Source organism: Solimonas fluminis (assembly GCF_002930645.1).
Classification (GTDB): domain Bacteria; phylum Pseudomonadota; class Gammaproteobacteria; order Nevskiales; family Nevskiaceae; genus Solimonas_A; species Solimonas_A fluminis.
The window spans coordinates 358,816-378,937 of sequence record NZ_PSNW01000003.1 but is presented as its reverse complement, the minus strand read 5'-3'; the positions used below and the strand labels follow the sequence as shown (position 1 = coordinate 378,937).

General features: G+C 68.8%; 18 protein-coding genes. 11 read left to right on the top strand and 7 right to left on the bottom strand.

Annotated elements, in window-relative coordinates; translation table 11 throughout:
• The first annotated feature begins 277 nt into the window (after window positions 1-277).
• The 11 genes from C3942_RS08120 (at window position 278) to C3942_RS08070 (ending at window position 12,009) form a co-directional block, all read left to right on the top strand.
• A complete protein-coding gene (locus C3942_RS08120; protein WP_104229871.1) occupies window positions 278-451 on the top strand; it encodes a Flp family type IVb pilin in 174 nt (57 codons plus the stop codon).
• 136 nt (window positions 452-587) lie between these two features.
• On the top strand, window positions 588-1,040 hold the full coding sequence (locus C3942_RS08115; RefSeq protein ID WP_104229870.1) for a prepilin peptidase: 453 nt from the start codon (window positions 588-590) through the stop codon (window positions 1,038-1,040).
• A gap of 115 nt (window positions 1,041-1,155) precedes the next feature.
• Window positions 1,156-2,058, top strand: a complete 903-nt coding sequence (cpaB, locus tag C3942_RS08110) for a Flp pilus assembly protein CpaB (protein ID WP_165797378.1) — start codon at window positions 1,156-1,158, stop codon at window positions 2,056-2,058.
• 12 nt (window positions 2,059-2,070) lie between these two features.
• The gene (locus tag C3942_RS08105) at window positions 2,071-3,399 is read left to right on the top strand and encodes a type II and III secretion system protein family protein (protein ID WP_104229868.1); all 1,329 of its coding nucleotides are present in this window, start codon (window positions 2,071-2,073) and stop codon (window positions 3,397-3,399) included.
• 106 nt (window positions 3,400-3,505) lie between these two features.
• Window positions 3,506-4,702 carry a CpaE/TadZ family protein gene (locus C3942_RS08100; RefSeq protein WP_104229867.1) on the top strand — a complete coding sequence of 399 codons (1,197 nt, stop codon included), beginning with the start codon at window positions 3,506-3,508 and terminating at the stop codon, window positions 4,700-4,702.
• Between the two features lie 83 nt (window positions 4,703-4,785).
• The gene (locus C3942_RS08095) at window positions 4,786-6,006 is read left to right on the top strand and encodes a TadA family conjugal transfer-associated ATPase (RefSeq protein WP_104229866.1); all 1,221 of its coding nucleotides are present in this window, start codon (window positions 4,786-4,788) and stop codon (window positions 6,004-6,006) included.
• Window positions 6,003-6,944: a type II secretion system F family protein gene (locus C3942_RS08090; RefSeq protein ID WP_104229865.1), complete on the top strand. Its 942-nt coding sequence runs from the start codon at window positions 6,003-6,005 to the stop codon at window positions 6,942-6,944. The genes C3942_RS08095 and C3942_RS08090 overlap by 4 nt, the downstream gene beginning before the upstream one ends.
• Window positions 6,941-7,876 carry a type II secretion system F family protein gene (locus C3942_RS08085; protein ID WP_104229864.1) on the top strand — a complete coding sequence of 312 codons (936 nt, stop codon included), beginning with the start codon at window positions 6,941-6,943 and terminating at the stop codon, window positions 7,874-7,876. The genes C3942_RS08090 and C3942_RS08085 overlap by 4 nt, the downstream gene beginning before the upstream one ends.
• Window positions 7,866-8,627 (top strand): tetratricopeptide repeat protein, encoded by a 762-nt coding sequence (locus tag C3942_RS08080; RefSeq protein ID WP_104229863.1) that lies wholly within the window; start codon window positions 7,866-7,868, stop codon window positions 8,625-8,627. Before C3942_RS08085 ends, C3942_RS08080 begins: the two co-directional genes overlap by 11 nt.
• Window positions 8,624-8,923 (top strand): DUF3613 domain-containing protein, encoded by a 300-nt coding sequence (locus C3942_RS08075; RefSeq protein ID WP_104229862.1) that lies wholly within the window; start codon window positions 8,624-8,626, stop codon window positions 8,921-8,923. The genes C3942_RS08080 and C3942_RS08075 overlap by 4 nt, the downstream gene beginning before the upstream one ends.
• Before the next feature lie 41 nt (window positions 8,924-8,964).
• Complete coding sequence (locus tag C3942_RS08070) at window positions 8,965-12,009, top strand: sensor domain-containing protein (RefSeq protein WP_104229861.1); 3,045 nt, start codon at window positions 8,965-8,967, stop codon at window positions 12,007-12,009.
• 27 nt (window positions 12,010-12,036) lie between these two features.
• Here C3942_RS08070 and C3942_RS08065 read toward each other — a convergent pair whose 3' ends face one another.
• The 7 genes from C3942_RS08065 to C3942_RS08035 all read right to left on the bottom strand — a co-directional run bounded on the left by C3942_RS08065 (window position 12,037) and on the right by C3942_RS08035 (window position 20,112).
• Window positions 12,037-12,471, bottom strand: coding sequence for a universal stress protein (locus C3942_RS08065; protein WP_104229860.1), 435 nt, complete (start codon window positions 12,469-12,471; stop codon window positions 12,037-12,039).
• A 438-nt stretch (window positions 12,472-12,909) separates the two neighbouring features.
• The gene (locus C3942_RS08060) at window positions 12,910-13,287 is read right to left on the bottom strand and encodes a hypothetical protein (RefSeq protein WP_104229859.1); all 378 of its coding nucleotides are present in this window, start codon (window positions 13,285-13,287) and stop codon (window positions 12,910-12,912) included.
• 165 nt (window positions 13,288-13,452) lie between these two features.
• Complete coding sequence (locus tag C3942_RS08055) at window positions 13,453-14,466, bottom strand: AraC family transcriptional regulator (RefSeq protein ID WP_104229858.1); 1,014 nt, start codon at window positions 14,464-14,466, stop codon at window positions 13,453-13,455.
• 203 nt (window positions 14,467-14,669) lie between these two features.
• A complete protein-coding gene (gene rsmA / locus C3942_RS08050; RefSeq protein ID WP_104229857.1) occupies window positions 14,670-15,449 on the bottom strand; it encodes a 16S rRNA (adenine(1518)-N(6)/adenine(1519)-N(6))-dimethyltransferase RsmA in 780 nt (259 codons plus the stop codon).
• 1 nt (window position 15,450) lies between these two features.
• Window positions 15,451-16,443, bottom strand: a complete 993-nt coding sequence (pdxA, locus tag C3942_RS08045) for a 4-hydroxythreonine-4-phosphate dehydrogenase PdxA (protein ID WP_104229856.1) — start codon at window positions 16,441-16,443, stop codon at window positions 15,451-15,453.
• A 19-nt stretch (window positions 16,444-16,462) separates the two neighbouring features.
• Complete coding sequence (locus C3942_RS08040) at window positions 16,463-17,770, bottom strand: peptidylprolyl isomerase (RefSeq protein ID WP_104229855.1); 1,308 nt, start codon at window positions 17,768-17,770, stop codon at window positions 16,463-16,465.
• A 149-nt stretch (window positions 17,771-17,919) separates the two neighbouring features.
• Window positions 17,920-20,112 (bottom strand): LPS-assembly protein LptD, encoded by a 2,193-nt coding sequence (locus C3942_RS08035; RefSeq protein ID WP_165797377.1) that lies wholly within the window; start codon window positions 20,110-20,112, stop codon window positions 17,920-17,922.
• Between the last annotated feature and the right edge of the window lie 10 nt (window positions 20,113-20,122).

The window sequence follows — 20,122 nt, the reverse complement described above, 5'->3', positions numbered from 1 at the left end:
TACTGTATCGGCCGCCGCGCCGCGCGCATGCGCGGCGCGGCTGTCCGGTAGGCATCGGCCGCCGTGCGCCTCACGAAAGCATCCGCCGATCCACCCCCGCTCTGCGGCCTTGCGCGATCCGCCCGGTCGTCTGCCGCGACACACCGCTCATTTCCGGCGGCCGATGAGCGGTAGTGAAAGCGCCAATCAGCTTCTTTGACGGGCACTTACGATCCTTGCATAGTACCTGCGCGGCTCGCGAGATGGCCGCTTGACCACACCCTCTTGGAGCGTTGCAATGAATCAAGTGATGAAGTTTCTCCGTGATGAAGAAGGCGCGAGCGCGGTTGAGTACGGCCTGATCATCGGCCTGATCGCTGTCGCGATCATCGTCGTGCTGGGCTTCCTGGGCAACGGCCTGGAAAACCTCTTCAACAAGGCCAACGACGGCCTCACGAACGCGCAGAAGTAATCGCGCGGGGCGTTACACGGACGGGCTGCACTCCGGTGCAGCCCGTCTTTAGTTAGCAGTACAGCCAACCCCGCCTGCCCGCACTGTTCCGGGGCATGAATCCGTCGGGGTCACTACCTGTTCTGGGGATCGAAGCTTGGCCATCACGGTTGGCCTGTGGGCCCTGCTGGTCGGGGCCTATGACGCCTACACGCGTCGCGTGCCGAACCTGGCGCTGCTGCCGCTGCTGGTGGTCGCCGTGCTGGCGCTGCTGGTGAACGGACGCGGGCTCCTGGGGGCCGGCATCCTGTCTTCCCTCGGTGGCCTGGGGGCTGTCTTCCTGTTGCTGTTGCCGGGCTATGCGCTGGGGCGCATGGGCGCCGGGGACGTCAAGTTCGCGGCCTGCCTGGGTTTGCTGCTGGGGCTGCAACGTACCCTGGATATGCTCCTGCTCGCCGGCCTGGGCCTTGGCCTGCTGGCCCTGGTGTGGCTGCGCCTGTTCGCGGGAGACCGCAAGGCGCGATTCCCGGCCGCCGGCGCCTTCGCGCTGGCATTCGGCGCGGAGCTTTTGGGTGGGCCCGTCCTGTTGCCGTCGACGGGCTGGTTTTGAGGGGCGGATTCACCGGAGATCGGGCGAATCCCACCGTTGCTTCCCGCTCTTCGCGCAAGAGCGGTTGCCGATGTAAGCTGCAGTTGTTTCCATGTCGTTCATCGTAGGGGGGCTCATGAGCAGCACTACGCTCAAGATCGTCGCGGTCGTTGCTGTTCTTCTGGCGGTGCTGCTGGCCGCCGTGGGTTACCAGTACAGCCGCAGCTTCGCCGAGAAGGCGGAGCAGGCGGAAAAGGCGGAGCAGGAACGGCAGCAGGCTGCCGCAGACGCCAAGGCGCAGCAGACGCTGGTGGTGGTGGCCACCAAGCCCCTGCTGGCCTATGAACCGATCCAGCGCGACGCCCTCGCCCTGGTTCCGGTTTCCGTGGCGCCGGTCAAGCCCTTCACCACGCTCGACGACGTGGTCGGCAAGACCCCGCTGGTCGATATCGACACCGGCGCGCCGGTCACGCAGCGCTACTTCACCGAAGGCAGCATCCTGGCGCGCTCGATCCCCGAGGGCCACAAGGCCGTGTCGGTCGAAATCTCCGACGTCATCGCGGTGGGCGGCTTCGTGCAGCCCGGCGACGTGGTCGACGTGCTGGTCTACCTCAGCGGCGGCGGCAACATCGACCAGCCGCAGACCCGCGTGCTGCTGGAGAAGGTGCGCGTGCTGGCCTACCAGGAGCTGATCATCGACCGCCCGGAGGGTGGCGAGGCCCAGGACGGCCAGCAGGAGGAGAAGCGCCGCGAAGGTTCGCGCCGCACGGCGGTGCTGGCCGTGCCCAACAAGGACGTGACCAAGCTGCTGCTCGGCGACAGCGCCGGCGACCTGCGGCTGGCGCTGCACGGCCTGGCCAAGGAGCAGGCGGAGAACGCGGAACTGCCGCCGGCGGAGCCCAAGCCCGAGGAGGTGCCCGCCATGGCCCTGGGCCAGCTGGCCAAGCCCGGCACCATCGCCCGGCGCCAGGACCAGCCGAAGGGCCCTGAAGTCCAGGTGATCCGCGGCTCCAACACCCAGACCGTGATCGTGCAATAAGGGACCGGACCGATGAAGATCTACAAGAAGATGGTCATGGCGCTGCTCTCCTGCCTGCTGCTGGCGGCGCCTCTGCAGGCCTCGGCACAGGCCAATGCGACCTGGATCACCGTTGAGCTGGGCCTGCACAAGATCATCCGCGACAGCCAGGCGGTCAGCCGCGTGGCCACCGGCGATCCGGCCATCGCCGACGTGACCGTCGGCGGCCTGCACGACGTGCTGGTCAACGGCAAGAAGATCGGCGTCACCAGCCTTACGGTCTGGAACCGCGGCGCCAAGCACCCGCGCGAGTTCCGCGTGCAGGTGGTGCCGCCGCGCTTGCCGACCGCCACCGCCGTCCAGAACGACCCGGAGCTGGCGCAGGCCCAGGTCAATCCGGGACAGGGCGTCACCGGCCGCCTGCCCAACCTCACGGCCCACCGCCGCGCCAAGCTCGCGGCCGCCATTCCCAAGGACGGCGAGCTGGCCGACGGCAGCGACGTGGCCCTGGAGACCCAGGTACAGACCCAGGTCAAGATCGCCGAGATCAGCCGTTCCACCGCGCAGCGCTTCGGCTTCAATGCCATCTACTCGGGTGGCCGTACCCGCGCGGTCTTCGGCAACCCCGGCTCGGCTCCGACGCTGAACGAGACCGGGACCTCGGTGCTGCCTCCGTTCAACGAGGCCTTCAACCTCGTGATCGACAGCGCCAGCTCGAAGCTGCTGGGCGCCCTGAGCATGCTCGAGGGCAAGGGCCTGGCCCGCACCCTGGCGGAGCCGACCCTCGTGGCGATGTCCGGCCAGACGGCGACCTACCTGGTCGGCGGCGAGTTCCCGATCCCGGTGGTGCAGGGCGGCAGCAGCAGCTCCGGCAACAGCAGCATCACGATCGAATACAAGGAATTCGGTGTCCGCCTGGCGCTGACGCCCACCGTGCTGGCGCGCAACCGCATCGCGCTGAAGGTGGCGCCGGAAGTCAGCGACCTCGACTTCAACGCCGGCGTCACCAGCGGCGGCGTGACGGTGCCGGCCCTGCTGGTGCGCCGCACGGAAACCAGCATCGAACTGGGTGACGGCGAGAGCTTCGTCATCTCCGGCCTGATCAGCAGCAACCTGCGCCGCAACGTCGACAAGGTGCCCTGGCTGGGCCAGCTGCCGATCCTGGGGGCCTTCTTCCGCGCCACCGAGATGACCCGGGAGGAGAAGGAACTGGTGATGGTGGTGACGCCGAGGCTGGTGCGGCCGCTGGCACGCGAAGTGCAGCTGCCGCCGCTGCCGGGGTCCAAGTACGACGGCTACCGGCCGGCTTCGGGGCAGCTGTTCTTCGAGGACGCGAGCACGGAAACGGGATTCAGCCGCTAGGACCCGGAGGGTCTTCGCGGCAGGGTGGAACCGCGGCCCGGCCATGCGGCCAGGCCCGTGGGTTTTGCACTAGAATCAAGGAGTTCTCAGTGGGCGGGTGTCTTTGATGAAAACCCAGGCTGTCGTCGTCGCCGATGATCCGGTGTATGTGAGCTGGCTGCAGAATGCGGCCGGCCAGAGCACCGACTTCTCCCTGTTGCGTCCGCTGGACGCCGACGACCTGATCGAGCGCATCCAGATGCTCGGGCGCGTCGATATCGTCTTCTTCCAGTTCGACGCCGCCAACGTGGAAACCCGCGTGGCCATGGTGGAGCGCCTGCTGGACCGCATGCCGGAAGTGCCGGCGGCCGGCCTGGGCGCGGCGGAGAACAGCCCCGACATCGTGCTGGCGGCCATGCGCGCCGGCGCGCGCGATTTCTTCGTGCTGCGGCGTGACGAGGCCAACGTCGCGGCGCTGATGGCCAAGCTGCTGCGCCGGACCACCACGGTGGCCAAGACCCAGCAGAAGCAGGGCAAGCTGTTCTCGGTGCTGTCGGCCAACTCCCTGCCGGAGACGGCCTTCGTCGCCGGCCACCTGGCGCTGGCGCTGGCCAGGCAGATCCCCTCGAGCGAGCGGGTGCTGTTCGTCGATGTCGCGCTGCCTCCCGGCGCCGGCACCATCTTCCTCAACATCAACCAGTCCTACAGCGTGCTGGACGCGATCAACGACGTCTATCGCGCCGACCAGACGCTGGTCGAGACGGCGTTCTCGCGCCATGCCAGCGGCATCTACGTGCTGAGCCTGCCCGAGGACCTCGTGGGCCGGCCTCAGATCAACATCGACGAGTTCACCAAGCTGCTGCAGGTGATGCGCGGGCTCTTCGGCTGCGTGGTGGTGGCGCTGGACGGCCTGCAGCCGCTGGACGGCCTGCGTGCGGTGGTGGCGCAGTCGGACCGCAGCCTGCTGCTGTCCAACCAGTCGATCATCATGTCGCGCCACAACAAGTACCTGCTGCGCGCCCTGCGCCTGGAGGATACCCCGCTGGACCGTACGTCCCTGGTGGTGGACCAGTACCAGAAGCGCATCGGGCTGGAGCCCGAGAACCTGGCCGAGCTGCTGGACATCCCCCTGGCCGGCACGCTGGCCAGCAGCGGCCATGCGCGCATCCAGGCCATGAACGCCGGCGAGCCGATGTTCGCGCTGGCGCCCAAGGATGCCTTCTGCGAGGACGTGCGCCTGCTGGCACAGACCCTGCTCAGCGGCGGCACCGCGGCGCCGGCGCCGGCCCGCAGCGGCGGCCTGCTCGGCAAGCTGTTCAGCTAGCGGCGATCCGGTGACATGATGCGAAGGGCAACGACACCTCCGGCTTCCACCTCCGCTCGCGGCTTCACGCGGGGAGGCCCGGCATGAGCAGTGATCCGGCCCTGTTCCGCTTCCGCCTGTCCGACCAGTACCAGCAGGTCAAGAACAACTTCCACCGGCACCTGATCCAGCAGATCGAGGAGCGCAACCTCGACCTCGACGACTGGGACGCCGCGCGCATCGAGCGCTTCGTCTCCGACGCGGTGAAGCGCTACGTGGTGGAGCAGCGCCTGCCCATCAACCAGCGCGAATCCGAGGCCCTGGCCAAGGATGCCAAGGACGAGCTGATGGGCTTCGGGCCCATCCAGGGCCTGGTGGACGACGAGACCGTCAACGACATCGTGGTCAACGGTCCGGACCGCATCTTCGTGGAGCGCGAGGGCCGCCTGCAGGTGGCGCCGGTACGCTTCTTCAACAACGCGCACGTGGTGCGCGTGATCCAGCGCATCCTGGCGCCGATCGGCCGCCGCATCGACGAATCCAACCCGATGGTCGATGCGCGCCTGCCCGACGGCTCGCGCGTCAATGCCATCATCCCGCCGATCGCGCTGGATGGCCCCTGCATCTCGATCCGCAAGTTCCGCAAGTCGGCGCTGACGGCCGAGGACCTGGTCCGCTACGGCTCGGTGTCGCGCGAAGCGCTGGACTACCTCAAGCATCGCGTCACCCACCGCACCAACCTGATCGTGGTCGGCGGCACCGGCTCGGGCAAGACCACCTTCCTCAACCTGCTGTCGCAGTGGATTCCGCCGGGCGAGCGCATCCTCACCGTGGAGGACGCTGCCGAGTTGCGCCTGGAACACGAGCATGTCGTGCGGCTGGAGACGCGCCCGCCCAACCTGGAAGGCGAGCGCGCCGTCACCGCGCGCGACCTGGTCCGCAACGCGCTGCGCATGCGCCCCGACCGCATCATCGTCGGCGAGGTGCGCGGCGACGAGGTACTGGACATGCTGCAGGCCATGAACACCGGCCACGACGGCTCGATGACCACGATCCACGCCAACAGCACCCACGACGCGGTCCACCGCCTGGAGCTGCTGGCGGGCTTTGCCGGCTACAACGGCTCGGAAGTCGCGTTCCGCGCCCAGGTCGCTTCCGCGATCCAGCTGCTGGTTCACGTGGCCCGCCTGCCCGGCGGCCAGCGCCGCCTGATGTCCATCACCGAGGTCGTCGGCGCCAAGGGGCATGATCTCATCCTCCGCGATGTGTTCCGCTATGACGTGGAAAGCGGCCAGCATCGCGATCTCCGGGGGTCGGCGCTATGAACGTCTCCATCGCGGTTTTCCTGCTGGCGCTGATCCTGGTCGCCGGTGCCGTCTGGCTCTTCATCCGGGCCGGCCAGCGCGAGCGCCAGGAAGAGGTGCAGCTGCGCCTGCGCGCCTCGGGCAGCGGGGACATCGACGACGCCGTGCTGGCCGCTCCGAGCCTCAAGGGCAACAACCGGATCGCCAATCCCATCCTGCGCTGGGCTTGCCACCTGATCTGGCGCACCGGCGTGGAGCTCGACCCGGCGACGGTCGGGCGCATCCTGCTGGTACTGGTGCTGCTGGTGCCGGCGGCGCTGATCGCTTTCGGCTGGTTCGGCGGCAGCATCCTGGTGGCGGTGCTGCTGCTGTTCGGCTGGCTGTTCCTGACCCGCCGCGCGGCGGCGCGCCGGAACAAGATCGTCGAGCAGCTGCCGGACTTCCTCGAGTCGGCCATCCGCATCCTGTCCGCGGGCAATACGCTGGAGGAAGCCTTCGCCTCCGCCGCCCGCGAGAGCCCCGATCCGATCCGGCCGTTGTTCACGTCCGTGGGCCGCCAGGTGCGCCTGGGCGCGCCGGTCGAGACGGTACTGTATGAGGCGGGCGAGGTGCACAAGATCGCCGACCTGAAGGTTCTGGCGCTGGCGGCCTCGGTGAACCGCAAGTTCGGCGGCAGCCTGCGCAGCATCCTGCGCAGCCTGATCCAGGCCATCCGCACCCGCGACATGGCCGCGCGCGAGTTGCGCGCACTGACCGCGGAAACGCGCTTCTCCGCCATGGTGCTGTGCGCGCTGCCGGTGGTCCTAGTGCTGATCATCGTGCTGCGCAATCCCGGCTACTACAGCCAGATGTGGGTCGATCCGGGTGGACGCAACATGCTGATCGGCTCCATCGTCATGCAGCTCATCGGCATCGGCGTCATCTTCAGGATGATGCGTTCGGTGGAGGACGGCGCATGAGCCCGCAGGTCTTCGCAGCCCTGGTCGCGGGCGGCATCCTGGTCGCCGTGCTGGCGATCCTGGCGGTGATCTTCGTCACCGTGTTCTCGCGCAACGAGCGCGTGTTGAAGCGCCGCCTTTCGCCCGAGGCGGCGCCGGTCGACGAGCTCGAGCAGAAGGACCGGCCCCTGCTGCAGGCCATGGTGCGCGGCGGCAAGAACCTCGAGGCGATGGTGGACGAGGAGGGCGAGTCCGCCCGCCTGCTGCTGCAGGCCGGCTGGCGCAGCGCCAGCGCGCGCATCGCCTGGTACACCTTCCAGACCGTGCTGCCGCTGGTGCTGGCCGGCCTGGTCCTGGCCTTCTGGCTGCTGGGTCCCGAGCACAAGAAGCTGATGTACACGGCGCTGGCGGTGTTCGTCGCCGCCGCCCTGTCCTTCCTGGTGCCGCGCTGGATCCTGCGCGGCGCGGCGTCCTCGCGCCAGGATCGCATCAAGCGCGAGGTGCCGCTGTTCATCCACCTGCTGGCCATGCTGTTCGACGCCGGCCTGTCGACGCGGCAGGCCTTCGCCAGCCTGGTGCGCGACAGCCGCGGCGTGCTGCCGGAACTGGGCCGCGAATTCGAGATCCTGCTGCGCCAGATCGAGGCGGGCAGCGACATGTCCGAGTCGCTGAAGAACCTGGGCGACATGCTGGGCGTGCCCGACCTGGTCAGCGTGCTGGGCGTGCTGCGCCAGGTGGACCGCTACGGCGGCGAGATCCGCCAGCCGCTGATGGAAGTGCTGTCGGTGCTCGAGGAGCGCCGCACCCTGGACGCCCGAGAGAAGGTCAACCTGATCTCCGGCCGCATGACCGTGGTGATGGTGCTGTTCTTCTTCCCGGCGCTGATGATCTTCGTCGCCGGGCCGGCCTTCTCGTCGATCATCAAGGCGCTGGGCGACGTCAATGCCCGCTGAAGCCTCCCTGCCGGCCGTGTTCGCGCGCAGCGCCCTGGCGGCACTGCTCTGCGCGGCGGCGGCGGGCTGCGCCTCCGGTTCGGGCGCGGCGGGGCGCGAGGTGAGCCTGCGTCCCTCCGCGGCGCAATCCTCCTCCTCACGGCCCGAGGGGCTGGACGAGGTGGACGAGGAAAAGTCCGGGCGCGCGGTCTACGCCGACGTGATCCAGGCCCTGATCGCCCAGGAGCAGTACTACGCCGCCCTGGCACATATCCAGCAGCAGCAGCGCCAGGAGGGCAACAGCGACGAGCTGCGCTTCCTGGAAGCCGAGGCGCGGCGCAACCTGGGCCAGCCGGGCGATGCCGAGAAGCTCTACCGGCAGCTGCTGCGCAGCCGCTATGCCGCGCAGTCCTATCGCGGCCTGGGCCTGCTGTATGCGCCGCGCGATCTCAATGCCTCCGTTCAGTACCTGCGCGAGGCCGTTCAACGGCAGCCCACCAGCGCCGAGATGCGAAACGATCTAGGCTATGCCCTGATGTCGGGCGGCCGCTATCGCGAGGCCCTGGCCGAGTTCGCCACCGCGGTCGAACTGGAGCCCGGTCTGGACAAGGCGCGCAACAACCTGATCGTGCTGCTGATCCTGTCGCACGACGAGGCCGGCGTGAAGCGCGTGGCCGCGGCCGGTGGCGTCGACGACAAGAGCCTGGCCAAACTGCGCCGCCAGGCGCAAAACCTTTCCAGCCGCGTGGCGACGAGCCAAGGTGTGAAATGAAGAAACTGCTGATCGTGATGGCCCTGGCTGCCCCGGCGCTGCTGGCCCAGGCCCAGGCCCAGGAGCCGGAAGCCGAGGCTCCCGCCGCGCAAGCCGCCCCGGCCGCTGCCGCGCCGGTGCATGGCGACGAAGCCCGCGCCTGGCTGGACCTGCAGGCCGGCGGCAATGCCGCCAGCCCCACGCCGGCCTCGATGCCGGGCGAGATGGCCGACCGCGTCTACGCGCGTTACCTGAAGAGCTTCGAGCAGGCGATTCCCGAGCATCTGGACCGCGAGAAGTTCTCCTCCGGGAAGTAACCCGGCCGGGCCACCCGCTCCGCGCAGACGCCCCGACGCCGATGAACGCCAGCGCCGATCGGCCGTCCTGGGTGACCGGTGCCTTGCTGGCCGGCCTGGCCGCGGCGGGCCTGCTGCTGTTCTCCGGGTTGCGGCAGGAGTGGCGGGCCGAATCCCTGCAGCGCAGCCAGGAGTTGCGCGCCGTCGGCCCGGATTTGCAGCAACTGGCGGTCCTGGCGGCCGCCTGGCCCGCCGACCGGGCGCTTGGCAGCCGCATCGACGCACTGCTGAAGGCCCCGGCGTCCGGCTTCGCGCAGATCGCCGTTTCCGACGCGCGCGGCAACCTTCTGCTGCGCCGGGGCGTCTACGACAGGCTGGACCTGCCGTTTCCCGCCGCCGTGCAGCGACAGCTGCGCAAGCTGCTCTACGTCCTGCGCAGCCATGAGGACAGCCAGCGGCCGGCGCTGGATGCGGCGCCCGGTTATGTCGTCCGCTTCCGCCTCTTCAACGGGGCCCATCGCGTTTCCGAACCGGCGATCCAGGCCCTGCGCCAGGGCGCGCGTGCGCAGATGCTGCTGGCGCTGCTGCTGCTGGGAGGTTTCGGCTACGGCCTGCGGCGGCAGTTGCAGCCGGTGGTCGACTGGAGAAGGCGGCTGGACGGGCGTCGCCGGCTGGCGGGCCAGCTTCCGCCCGAGATCACCTGGCAACTGCGGGAGAGCCTTCGCGAGCGTGTCGGCCGGGCCCTGGATGGCCTGCAGTACGCGATCTTCCTGGTGGGGCGCGACGCGCGCATCCGCTATGCCAACTCCGCCGCGGAGCGCCTGACCGGCTGGAGTGCCGCCGACGCGCAGGGCCGGCCGGCCTATACCGTATTCCATACCGTGGGCGAGGGCGGCATTCCCGAGGTCACGCCGGTGGAGCGCTGCCTGCGCGAGGGCGAGGACCTGCCGCCGCAACCCTGCTCCCTGCGCACCCGCGGCGGCGAGATCCGCCCGGTCGAGGTGATGGCCTGCCTGCTGCGCGATGCCGACGGCGTGGTCGATGGCGCCGCCATGCTGTTCCGCGACCTGACCGCCTCCACGCGGCAATTCGAAGCATTGCGCCGGGAGGCCCGCCTGTCGCAAAGCGTGGTCGATCATCTCGACGAGGGCCTGCTGACCACCGATCCGGCCGGCGTGGTGCGTTCCGCCAACGCGCGTGCGCAGCGCATGTTCGGCTATTCGCGGGACGAGATGGCCGGCGTGACCGTCACCAAGCTGATGCCGGTGCCTTTCCTCAATACGCCGGGTGTGCGCATCGGCGACTACATCGGTGCGCGGCCTGCGGCCCACCTGCCCAAGGTGGTGGGCTGGCGCAAGGACGCCACCACCTTCCCGGTGGAGCTCTGGGTGCAGCCGATGAGCGTGGACGACAGCTCCGGCCTGGTCGTCATCATCCGCGACATCACCGAACGCCTGCGCGGCGAAAACCTGGCCTCGCGCCTCGGCCGCCTGCTCGACAGCGCGATGGAAGAGATCTACATCTTCGACGCGCAGACCCTGTACTTCCTGGAAGTGAACCGCGGCGCGCAGCGCAACCTCGGCTATGGCCTGGAGCAGCTCGCCCAGATGACGCCGCTGCAGATCAGCGAGGACCTGGATGCGGCGATGTTCCAGTCCTATCTCGCGCGCCTGCGCGGCGGCGATACCGGACACCTCAGCTACCGCTGCCGGCACCGCCGCGCCGACGGCAGCAGCTACCCGGTGGAGGTGCGCCTCAACTTCTCGCGAGAGGAAGAGCCGCCGGTGTTCATGGCGATCGTCGCCGACATCACCGAGCGCCAGGCGGCGGAAGAGCGGCTGCACCAGCTGGCGCATTTCGATGCGCTCACCGGCCTGCCGAACCGTACCGTGCTGAAGGACCGCCTCGACCAGGCCCTGTTGTCGGCCGCCCGCAATGCCCGCATGGTCGGCGTGTTCTTCATCGACCTGGACCGCTTCAAGCCGATCAACGACCGCCATGGCCACGAGACCGGCGACCGCGTGCTGCGCGCCGCGGCGGAGCGGCTCAAGCAGGGCCTGCGCAATGCCGATACGGTGGCGCGCCTGGGCGGAGACGAGTTCGTGATCGTGGCACAGGGCCTGCGCACGCGCGAGGATGCCGGCCGCCTGGCGCAGAAGATCCTCGACAGCTTCCACGCGCCGCTGCTGGTGGACGGCCTGTCCCTGCCGGTCACGCCCAGCATCGGCATCGCGCTGTATCCGCTGGTGGAGACCGACACCGAGGGCCTGCTGCGCTACGCCGATTCGGCCATGTACCAGGCCAAGCAGGCCGGGCGAGCGCGCTATCACCTGTTCGAGGCCGACCTGGCCCCCGAGCGCCGCCGCCGGCTGGAGCTGCAGCGCGAAGTCCACACCGCGATCGCGCTCAACCAGTTCCGCGCGCGCCTGCAGCCGGTGACGGCCGTGCAGGGTGGCGCGCTCAGTGCGGCCCTGCTGCGCTACGACTGGCAGCACTCGCGCCATGGGCTGATCGGCGAGGACGAGGCGGTGCTGGCGGCGCAGCAGGCCGGCGTGCGCGCCGACCTGGAGCTGTGGTGCATCTACCGGGCCTGCGAGCTGCTGGCCGAGGCCGCGCGGCGCGAGCGCGCCATGCCGCCGCTGCTGGTGGACATTTCCGCCTTCCAGCTGCGCACGGCGGACTTCGGCCTGTACGCTGCCGACCTGATCGACCGCTTCCGCATCGCCCCCGCGCAACTGGTGCTGGTGCTCAGGGCCTCCGGCGACGAGCCGCTGGCACTGCACGACGCCGTGCTCGCGCTGATCCGGCGCGGCCTGCGCTTTGGCCTGCATGCCGACACGGTCATCCCCGCGCTGCCCGACGGCGCGCCGCCGCTGAGCCTGCTGGTGGCGGGAGCCGGCCTGCCCGGCCTGGCCCAGGGGCAGCTCCCGGTGCTGGCGCGCCAGCTGGGCATGGCCCTGCTGGTACGCGATGTGGATTCCGCCGCGCAGCTGGCAGCGCTGGCCGGTGCCGGTGCCGGGCACCTCGGGGGCGAGGCCCTGCAGCGGGGGATGGAGCTGGACCCGTTCCTGGAGTTCATCCAGCCGCAGGAACTGCAGCCGCTCTAGGACGATGCCGCGGCAGTGCCGCAGGCCCTAGTCGGGCAGGCGGATGGCCAGGACGTCGCAGGGCGCGCGCTGCACCACGTGCTCGTCGGTATGGCTGAACAGTGCGGCGAGACCGCGGCGCGGATGATGGCCGATGACGATCAGGTCCACCGCGCGTTCCTTGGCCAGCCGCTTGATTTCAGCGGAGGCCGAGCCCTGCTGTACCAGCAGCTGTTCCTTCGGCACCTCGCAGCGGACGCAGAGTTCCTCCGCCTGCTGCTGGGCCTGCTCGACGAGCTGGCGATTGAGGTCCGGAGTGGCGATCATCAGGGCGTCGCCGCTGTCCATGGGGATGAACTCCACCACGTGCAGGACGCTGAGGCGGGCGCCGAACAGGCGGGCCATGTCCTGGGCGCGCCGCAGCACCCGTTCTCCGAGCGGGTCCAGGTCGACCGCGGCGAGGATGTGCTGGTAGCTGGCCATGCGGGTCTCCGGCTAGTGCGGACGGACGCAGTATTGCGCCGTATCCGGATTTTGGAAACCTTTGAGGGGGCGGAGTTCCGCGTCTGCAACGTCTTGCTTGACCCTCTGGGTCCAGATCCGTTGCAGCTTCGTCATCAGGCCGTCGCCGGCACACGACACGCAGCATGGGGCGGTCCAATTGGATGGCGCAGTCATGCTCCAGCGAATGCGCATGGCCTCGCGTCGGCAGGGGTCAGGCGATCGAGGTTCAACTTTTCGCCGACCATGCACAACAGTGTGCCGTGAGCACGAGCGTAGCCGACAGGAATTGATTCACCGACCCGCCTTCCGAACCAGGCGGGTCAAGACCCGCCCACACAAGCTGGTTGCCAGAGCCATTGCCCTGCCCGCGCCCCTGGTTGATCCAGGAAAGATGGCGGGCAGGGGTGGCTTGGCGGCTCAGGGGCTGGCCTTGGGGAGCGGGGGCGGGAGCGACGCGGCGGCGGTTTTGCCGATGCGGTGGATGACGTAAATGTTGAAGAAATGGGCGAGACCGAGCGCCAACAGGACCAGGCCCAGCCCCGAGGCCTGGTAGACGATGAGCTGTTCCAGGCTGTCGATCTGGACCTCGGTGTTCATGCGCAGGAGCACGAAGCCCAGGTTGACCAGGTAGAAGCCAACGACCAGCAGGTGGTTGATGGAGCCGGCCAACTCACGGTCGCCTCCGAAGGCTTTGACCAGGAAGGGCAGGCCGTTCTTGCTGAGGCTGCGCGAGACATAGACGGTGATGAAGACGCTGAAGGCCAGGTAGACCAAATAGTTGGCGGTGTTGAGCACGGGTTCTTCCTTTGGGGTTCTGGCGCGCCGGATTGCGCGCTGCCAGGGAAGATTGGGGGCGGGGCCGGGCCCAAGCTTCCGGCCTTTTAATCCCGGAACAAGTATTTTCCAGGCGCCGCAAAATCAATGACCTGCGCGATTCCAGGAATATAAACCCGGACGCTTTCAGGCCGTGGGCTGCTTCTTCCTGAAGGCGGCGGGTGATTCGCCGGTGACTTCGCGGAAGGCGGCGTAGAAGGCGGACTGAGAGCCGAAGCCGCACATCATGCCGACCGAGAGGGCCGAGGAGCGCTGATCCCGGGAGAGGATGGCCTTGGCCTCTGCCACGCGCAGCTCGCGGATGTAGCGCGGGAAGCTGACGCCGAAGCGGCTGTTGATCAGTTCCGAGAGCTGGTGCGCGCTGAGGTTCATGGCCTCGGCCAGCAGGGCCAGGCTGAGGTTCTCGTTGCAGTAGAGCTTGTCGCGGGTCATGAGGCTGTTGAGCGCCTCGAGCCGCCCCTCCACATCCACGCCCTTTAGGGTGGAGTTGGCGTAGGCCAGTCTGGCGGCCTCGTGGATGTCGGTGAGGATCTGCGGATAGATCAGCAAGACAGAAATCACCAAGGCTACGGAAACGCCGATGGCGGCGGCATAGGCTCGATAGAACAGCGGGGCGCCGGTCCAGGGCAGCGCGATCACCAGTGCCAGTACGCCGACGGCGATGAGCGCGAACAGGCCGAAGAAGAACATCTCGAAGCGGAAGCGCCCGACGTTGCGGCGCATGCCGTAGACCAGGCGCGCGAGCCACACGGAATAGCCGGCGCCGACGACGAAGGACATGACCGCGACCCAATTGGGCGGCAGGAAGGCCGCGGCCAGCACCGGCGCCAAGTGCAGCAGGTCACGCAGGCGCAGTGGCACGTCCGGCAGCAGGACATCGCGGCTGAACAAGTAGAAAGCGGCGGGGACCGCGCACAGCATGAAGGCATAGGGTCCGGAGTTCAGTAGGTCCGCGCCACTGGACAGATGTTGAAGGTGCTGCAGCTGCAAGCCCACCAGCAGCAGGGTGAGCGCGGCGCATGCCGCCATGCCGCGCCGGGTCTTCTGCACCGTATCCATGAAAAACAGGTGCGCGACCAGCAGGATGCCGAGTCCTATGACGGAGAATCCGATGAGGAGAACGATCAGGGGATCAATCATGGATGGGTGCTGGTCTGCTTCGGCCGCACTCTACCCCACTACGGTGAATCCCTGCCGGCGCGGGGGACAGACGCCGCCTCGGCGAGCAGGTTACATCAATCTCGGCAGCGCTCCGACTCTGGGGGCTCTTGTAACTCCCCCAAGCAAACGAATTCTCAGAGAGAGAAAGCACCCGCCTGGCGTAGTCGCCAGCATCCCTGCTTCTAGCCGGAAGCCGCCAGCAGATTCGCCAGGTTCGCGAACTGCTCCGCTCCCAAACGCTCGGCGCGAATCCCCGGATCGATTCCCACCCCGGCGATCTGCGCGGCGGTGAGGATGCCCTTGAGCCCGTTGGACAGCGTCTTGCGCCGCTGCGAGAAGGCGGCGGTGACCACGCGGTCGAACAAGGCCCAGTCGCGGACCTCGAAGGCCGGCGGGCGCGGCACCAGGCGCACGATGGCGGAGTCGACTTTCGGCGCGGGGCGGAAGGCGCCGGGGCCCACGTCGAACAGGTGGGCGACCTCGGCGCGCGCGGCCAGCGAGACGCTGAGGCGGCCGTAGGCCTCCTCGCCGGGCAGGGCGGCCATGCGGTCGACCACTTCCTTCTGCAGCATGAAGTGCATGTCGGCGATGGCGCCGGCGAACTTCAGCAGGTGGAACAGGATCGGGGTGGAGATGTTGTAAGGCAGGTTGCCCACCAGGCGCAGGCGGCGGCCGTCGGCGAAGGCGGCGTAGTCCACCGTCAGCGCGTCGGCTTGCAGGATGTGCAGCTGCTCCGAGTGGCCGCAGGCCTCGATCAGGTGCGGGATCACGTCGCGGTCGATCTCCACCACCTGCAGCTCGCCGGTGCGCTTGAGCAGCGGCGCGGTCAGGGCGCCCAGGCCGGGGCCGATCTCGACGAAGCGGTCGCCCGGCTGTGGATTGATCGAACGCAGGATGCGCTCGATCACGTTGGCGTCGTGCAGGAAGTTCTGCCCGAAGCGCTTCTTGGCCTGGTGCTGCATGTCAGCCGGAGGCCTGCCCGCGCTGCACCAGCTGCAGGGCGGTGTGGAGCGCGGACTCCAGGCTGCCGTGGTCGGCGCGGCCGCTGCCGGCCAGTTCCAGCGCGGTGCCATGGTCCACCGAGGTCCGGATGATCGGCAGGCCCAGGGTGATGTTCACGGCCTCGCCGAAGCCGGCGAACTTGAGTACCGGCAGGCCCTGGTCGTGGAACATCGCCAGCACCGCGTCGGCACCGTCGAGGTGCCGGGGGGTGAACAGGGTGTCGGCCGGCAGGGGGCCTTCCACGCGCCAGTTCTGCGCGCGCAGCTCGTCCAGCACCGGGCGGATCACCTCGATCTCCTCGCGCCCCAGGTGGCCGCTTTCGCCGGCATGCGGGTTGAGGCCGCAGACCAGGATGCGCGGGCGGCGGATGCCGAAGCGCGACTCCAGGTCGTCGTTGAGCACCTGCAGCACGGCGCGCAGCCGTTCCTGGGTGATGGCGTCGGGCACCTCGCGCAGGGGAAGGTGGGTGGTGGCCAGGGCCACGCGCAGCTTGCCGGCGGCCAGCATCATTACCGGCAGCGCGGTGCCGGTCATTTCGGCCAGGAATTCGGTGTGGCCGGTGAAGGGGATGCCGGCGGCGTTGATGATGCTCTTCTGCACCGGGCCGGTGACCAGGGCGTCGGCGTGGCGCTGCTGGCAGGCGCGGGTGGCCTGCCGCAGGGTTTCCAGCACGTACTCGGCATTGCGCTCGTCGAGCACGCCCGGCTGCGCCGGCGCTGCCAGCGGGACGGGCAGCACGCGCAGGCGGCCGGACTCGTGCTCGCGCGGGTCCTCGCCGAAGTCGACCTCGCGCAGTTCCAGGGGCAGGCCCAGCCGCTCGGCGCGTTCGCGCAGCAGCTCGGGATCGGCCACCGCAACCAGCTCGGCCGGCCAGGCACGCTGGGCGGCGGCCACGACCAGGTCCGGGCCGATGCCGGCGGGTTCTCCCGGCGTCAGCAGCAGGCGCGGCAGCATGGGTCCGGCGGGCGTGCGATCAGGACTTCTGCGCCGCGTTGGCGGCGTCGTCCGGCAGGCGGTACTCGATGTAGGCCTCTTCGCGCAGCCGGCGCAGCCACAGCTCGTACTCCTCCGCAGCCTTGCGGTTGCCGATGGCCTGGCGGGCGCGGGCACGCTTGGACTCCTCGGTGGTGTCGCGCGTGCGGCGGTCCGTCACGCTGGCCACGTGCCAGCCGAACTGGGTGCGGAACGGCGGGCTGACCTCGCCCGGCTTGAGCTGGTCCAGGCGGATCTGGAACTCCGGCACGAACACGCCGGGGGGCTGGAAGCCGAGGTCGCCGCCGCTGTTCTTGGAGCCCGGGTCGTCCGAGAACTCCTTGGCCAGCTTCTCGAAGTCCTCGCCGGCCTGCACGCGGTCGTAGAGATCGCGCGCCAGCTGGCGGGCCTGCTCGTCGGTGCGCAGCGTGTTCTGCTGCACCAGGATATGGCGGGCGCGGGTCTCGCTGACGCTCTTGCGCTCTTCACCGCCGCGCACGCCGACCAGCTTGATCAGGTGGAAGCCGCCGGTGGTCTCGAGCAGGTCGCTGACCTCGCCCGGCTTGAGCTTGCCGGCGGTGGCGGCGAACAGCGTCGGCAGGTCGCTGGCCTTGCGCCAGTCGAGGTCGCCGCCCTGGAGTGCCTGCTGGCCGTCGGAGGAGGCGATGGCGATCTGGCCGAAGTCCTCGCCGGCCTTGAGGCGCTTCTGCAGGCCCTCGGCCTTGGCATGGGCGGCGCTGCGCACCTCGCTGCTGGCGCCCTCGGGGATCGCCACCAGGATGTGCGACAGGCGGTATTCGACGTTCTCGTTGCCGCCGAGCTGCTGCAGCAGCAGGTCCACGTCCTGATCGGTGACGGAGATGCGGCTCTCCACTTCCTTGGAGCGCAGGCGCTGCACCAGCACCTCGTCGCGGACCTGTTCGCGCACGGCGAGGTAGTCCAGGCCGTCCTTGCGCAGCTCGGTGGCGAACTCCGACAGGCTCAGGCCGTTCTTCTGGGCGATGCTGGTCAGGACCTCGTTGAGCTCGCGGTCATCGATGCGGATGCCGGCCTGGGCGGCGCGCTGGGTCTGGATGCGCGTCAGGATCAGGCGTTCCACCACCTGGCCGCGCAGGGCCTCGTCGGACGGCGGCTTGATGTTGCGCTCGCGGATCTGGCGCTGGGCATCCTCGATCGCGCGGTCAATCTCGGACTGCAGGATCACGCCGTCGTTGACGGCGACGACGATCCGGTCCAGCACCTCGGCCGCCTGCGCGGAGAGCATCGACAGGGACAGCAGCAGACCGGCGGACCAGTGACGGATGTTCATGGGATTCGGTGGGGAGACTGTTGGGATACCGTGAGGGCGGGATTATCGCCGATGCGCAGGGAAATGCTCGCTGCTCGGACTGCGGCAAGGGCCATCAAGTTTCATGCCGAGACAAAATCTCGATCATTGTATTGTTTTTGTATTAATAATCACTCATAGAAGTCGCTGTCGGACTGCAGTAGTCCGGAGCCGGAGCCGATCTGGCCGAGACCCTTGAGCGCGAGCTGCACATAGATGCCGCTGCTGAAGTCGCCGGAGGTGGTGGCGATGTAGCGGCGGTAGGAGGTGCGCAGGGCCCAGCAGCAGGTCTCGTACTGCAGGCCGGCCTGGGTATCCAGGGTCTGCTCGTCCTCCAGGGAATAGCGCCAGCGCCCCGCGGCGCTCCAGCGCTGCCATAGCGGCGTGGACAGGATGACGTCGGTCTGCTCCAGCTGGTTCTCGCGGTAGCGGTAGCCCAGGTCCAGGCGCCGGCGATCACTGCGGTAGCTGAAGCCGAAGCTGGTGCGGTTGAACTCGTTCTCGCTCGGCGACCACTGCGCCGCCATCACGGTGCGCAGTTTCTCGCTGATGCGGTAGTCCAGGCTGGCGATGAAGTCGGTGGCGCCGCTGTCCGGCGCGGTTCCGTCCGGCAGGGTCACGCGCGGGGCCTGGAAGCGGAACAGCTGGCCGATGCTGGCGCTGAAGCGGGTGACGCCGCTGTCCGGATCGAGCTGGCGCAGCGTGGTGGCGATGGCGACGTGGTTGGCGTCGGAGACGCGGTCGCGGCCCAGGAAGCGGTTCTGCGAGAACAGCTGGGTGAACTCGAAGTCCGGCTCGCCGCCGTCGAACACCGGCTGGTCGTCCTGGTTCTCGTAGGGCGTATAGAGGTAGAACACCCGCGGTTCCAGCAGCTGCAGCTGGTTGCTCCCGGTGATGCGCTCGAAGCGCAGGCCGTACTCGGCGCTGAAGGTCGGCAGGCTGCGGCTGGGATCGGTGCTCTGGCCGGGGGAGAAGTCCGTATCGGTCAGCTTGTAGGTGGTGTAGTCGTAGCCGAGCTGCCCGCGGGCGAACCAGGCCGCACCTTCGCGCTCGGTGCGCAGGTAGGGGCGCAGGTCGATGCGCTGGCCCTGCACGGAGTCCTCGCGCACGAAGTTGACGTACTCGCCGACGAAGCCGGCGCGCGTGTCGAACAGGCTCTTGCGCGTCTCGGCGTCGACCAGCACCTGCGGCAGGCGGCGATAGGGATCGTCCACCGCGACCAGCGACGAGGCCAGCGGCTGGAAATCCTGCACCAGGGCCTGCACCCGGTAGGCGGCCGGCGCCTGGTAGGTCAGGCGGGCGCTGCGCTCCAGGTGGGTGATCGCGGACAGGTCCAGGCGGCCGCCGAAGTCCTCGAAGTAGGTCTTGTCGCTGGTGCCGTCGTACAGCATCGCCAGCGAGGTGCGGGCATTGAGCAGGCTGCGGTGCTCGAGATGGGCGTAGTCCCGCATCTCGCCGGTCTTCTTGTCCTCGCTGAGGTATTCGTAGCGCGCCTTGCCCTCGCCACGGCCCAGCAGGTAGCGGAAATCGGTGGCGATCTGCGTGCCGCGGTCGGTCATCAGGCGCGGCGTCAGCGTGGCGTCGTAGTTCGGCGCCAGGTTCAGGTACAGGGGCACCTGCATGTCGAAGCCGGTGCGGTCCGAGTCGCCCACGGTCGGGTACAGCAGGCCGGTATGGCGGCGGTCGTCGATCGGGAAGCGGAACCAGGGCGCATACAGGATCGGCAGGCCCAGGAAATCGAGGCGGGCATTGCGCGCGGTGCCGAAGCCGGTGGCCTTGTCCATGCGGATGTCGCCGGCATGCAGTTCCCAGCCGTGCGAGTCGGGCGCGCAGGTGGTGAAGCTGACCTTCTCCATCTCGGCCTGGCCCTCTCGGTTCAGCGACAGGCGCCCCGCCGTGCCGCGGGCCGAGTTGGACGGCATGGTGAACTCGCTGTCGTGGAACACGCCGGTCTGGCTGTCCAGGTCGAATTCCGCCTCCTGCGAGCGCACGCTCATCTCACGGTTGCGGAATACCGATTCGGCATTGACCCGCACGGTGTTCTCGCGGTCGTCATAGTCCATCTGCTCGGCGCTGAACAGCTTGTCGCCCTGGCGCAGGCGCACCGAGCCGATCAGCTTGGACAGCCCGTCCTGCTCCAGCGCCGCATGGTCGGCGTTGAGGATCACCTGCTCGGGGTCCAGCGTCGGCTCCGGCGCGGCGACGCCGAAGTCCAGCTGCGGACAGGAGGCGTTGCCCTCTTCCAGGGCCCAGGCGGGGGCGGAGAGGCTCAGGCCGGCCGCCAGGGCGAGCCAGTGCAGGGCAGGGCGGGTCAGAGGATGCAAGGCGGGTTCT

What these genes read in the sequence shown, in the direction of transcription:
- rsmA (WP_104229857.1), bottom strand. Translation starts at nt 15,449, where the DNA reads ATGCAGCACCAGGCCAAGAAGCGCTTCGGGCAGAACTTCCTGCACGAC.
- C3942_RS08055 (WP_104229858.1), bottom strand. Translation starts at nt 14,466, where the DNA reads ATGATTGATCCCCTGATCGTTCTCCTCATCGGATTCTCCGTCATAGGA.
- C3942_RS08040 (WP_104229855.1), bottom strand. Translation starts at nt 17,770, where the DNA reads ATGAACATCCGTCACTGGTCCGCCGGTCTGCTGCTGTCCCTGTCGATG.
- cpaB (WP_165797378.1), top strand. Translation starts at nt 1,156, where the DNA reads ATGAGCAGCACTACGCTCAAGATCGTCGCGGTCGTTGCTGTTCTTCTG.
- C3942_RS08065 (WP_104229860.1), bottom strand. Translation starts at nt 12,471, where the DNA reads ATGGCCAGCTACCAGCACATCCTCGCCGCGGTCGACCTGGACCCGCTC.
- C3942_RS08095 (WP_104229866.1), top strand. Translation starts at nt 4,786, where the DNA reads ATGAGCAGTGATCCGGCCCTGTTCCGCTTCCGCCTGTCCGACCAGTAC.
- C3942_RS08105 (WP_104229868.1), top strand. Translation starts at nt 2,071, where the DNA reads ATGAAGATCTACAAGAAGATGGTCATGGCGCTGCTCTCCTGCCTGCTG.
- C3942_RS08120 (WP_104229871.1), top strand. Translation starts at nt 278, where the DNA reads ATGAATCAAGTGATGAAGTTTCTCCGTGATGAAGAAGGCGCGAGCGCG.
- C3942_RS08080 (WP_104229863.1), top strand. Translation starts at nt 7,866, where the DNA reads ATGCCCGCTGAAGCCTCCCTGCCGGCCGTGTTCGCGCGCAGCGCCCTG.
- C3942_RS08075 (WP_104229862.1), top strand. Translation starts at nt 8,624, where the DNA reads ATGAAGAAACTGCTGATCGTGATGGCCCTGGCTGCCCCGGCGCTGCTG.
- C3942_RS08100 (WP_104229867.1), top strand. Translation starts at nt 3,506, where the DNA reads ATGAAAACCCAGGCTGTCGTCGTCGCCGATGATCCGGTGTATGTGAGC.
- C3942_RS08070 (WP_104229861.1), top strand. Translation starts at nt 8,965, where the DNA reads ATGAACGCCAGCGCCGATCGGCCGTCCTGGGTGACCGGTGCCTTGCTG.
- C3942_RS08090 (WP_104229865.1), top strand. Translation starts at nt 6,003, where the DNA reads ATGAACGTCTCCATCGCGGTTTTCCTGCTGGCGCTGATCCTGGTCGCC.
- C3942_RS08085 (WP_104229864.1), top strand. Translation starts at nt 6,941, where the DNA reads ATGAGCCCGCAGGTCTTCGCAGCCCTGGTCGCGGGCGGCATCCTGGTC.
- pdxA (WP_104229856.1), bottom strand. Translation starts at nt 16,443, where the DNA reads ATGCTGCCGCGCCTGCTGCTGACGCCGGGAGAACCCGCCGGCATCGGC.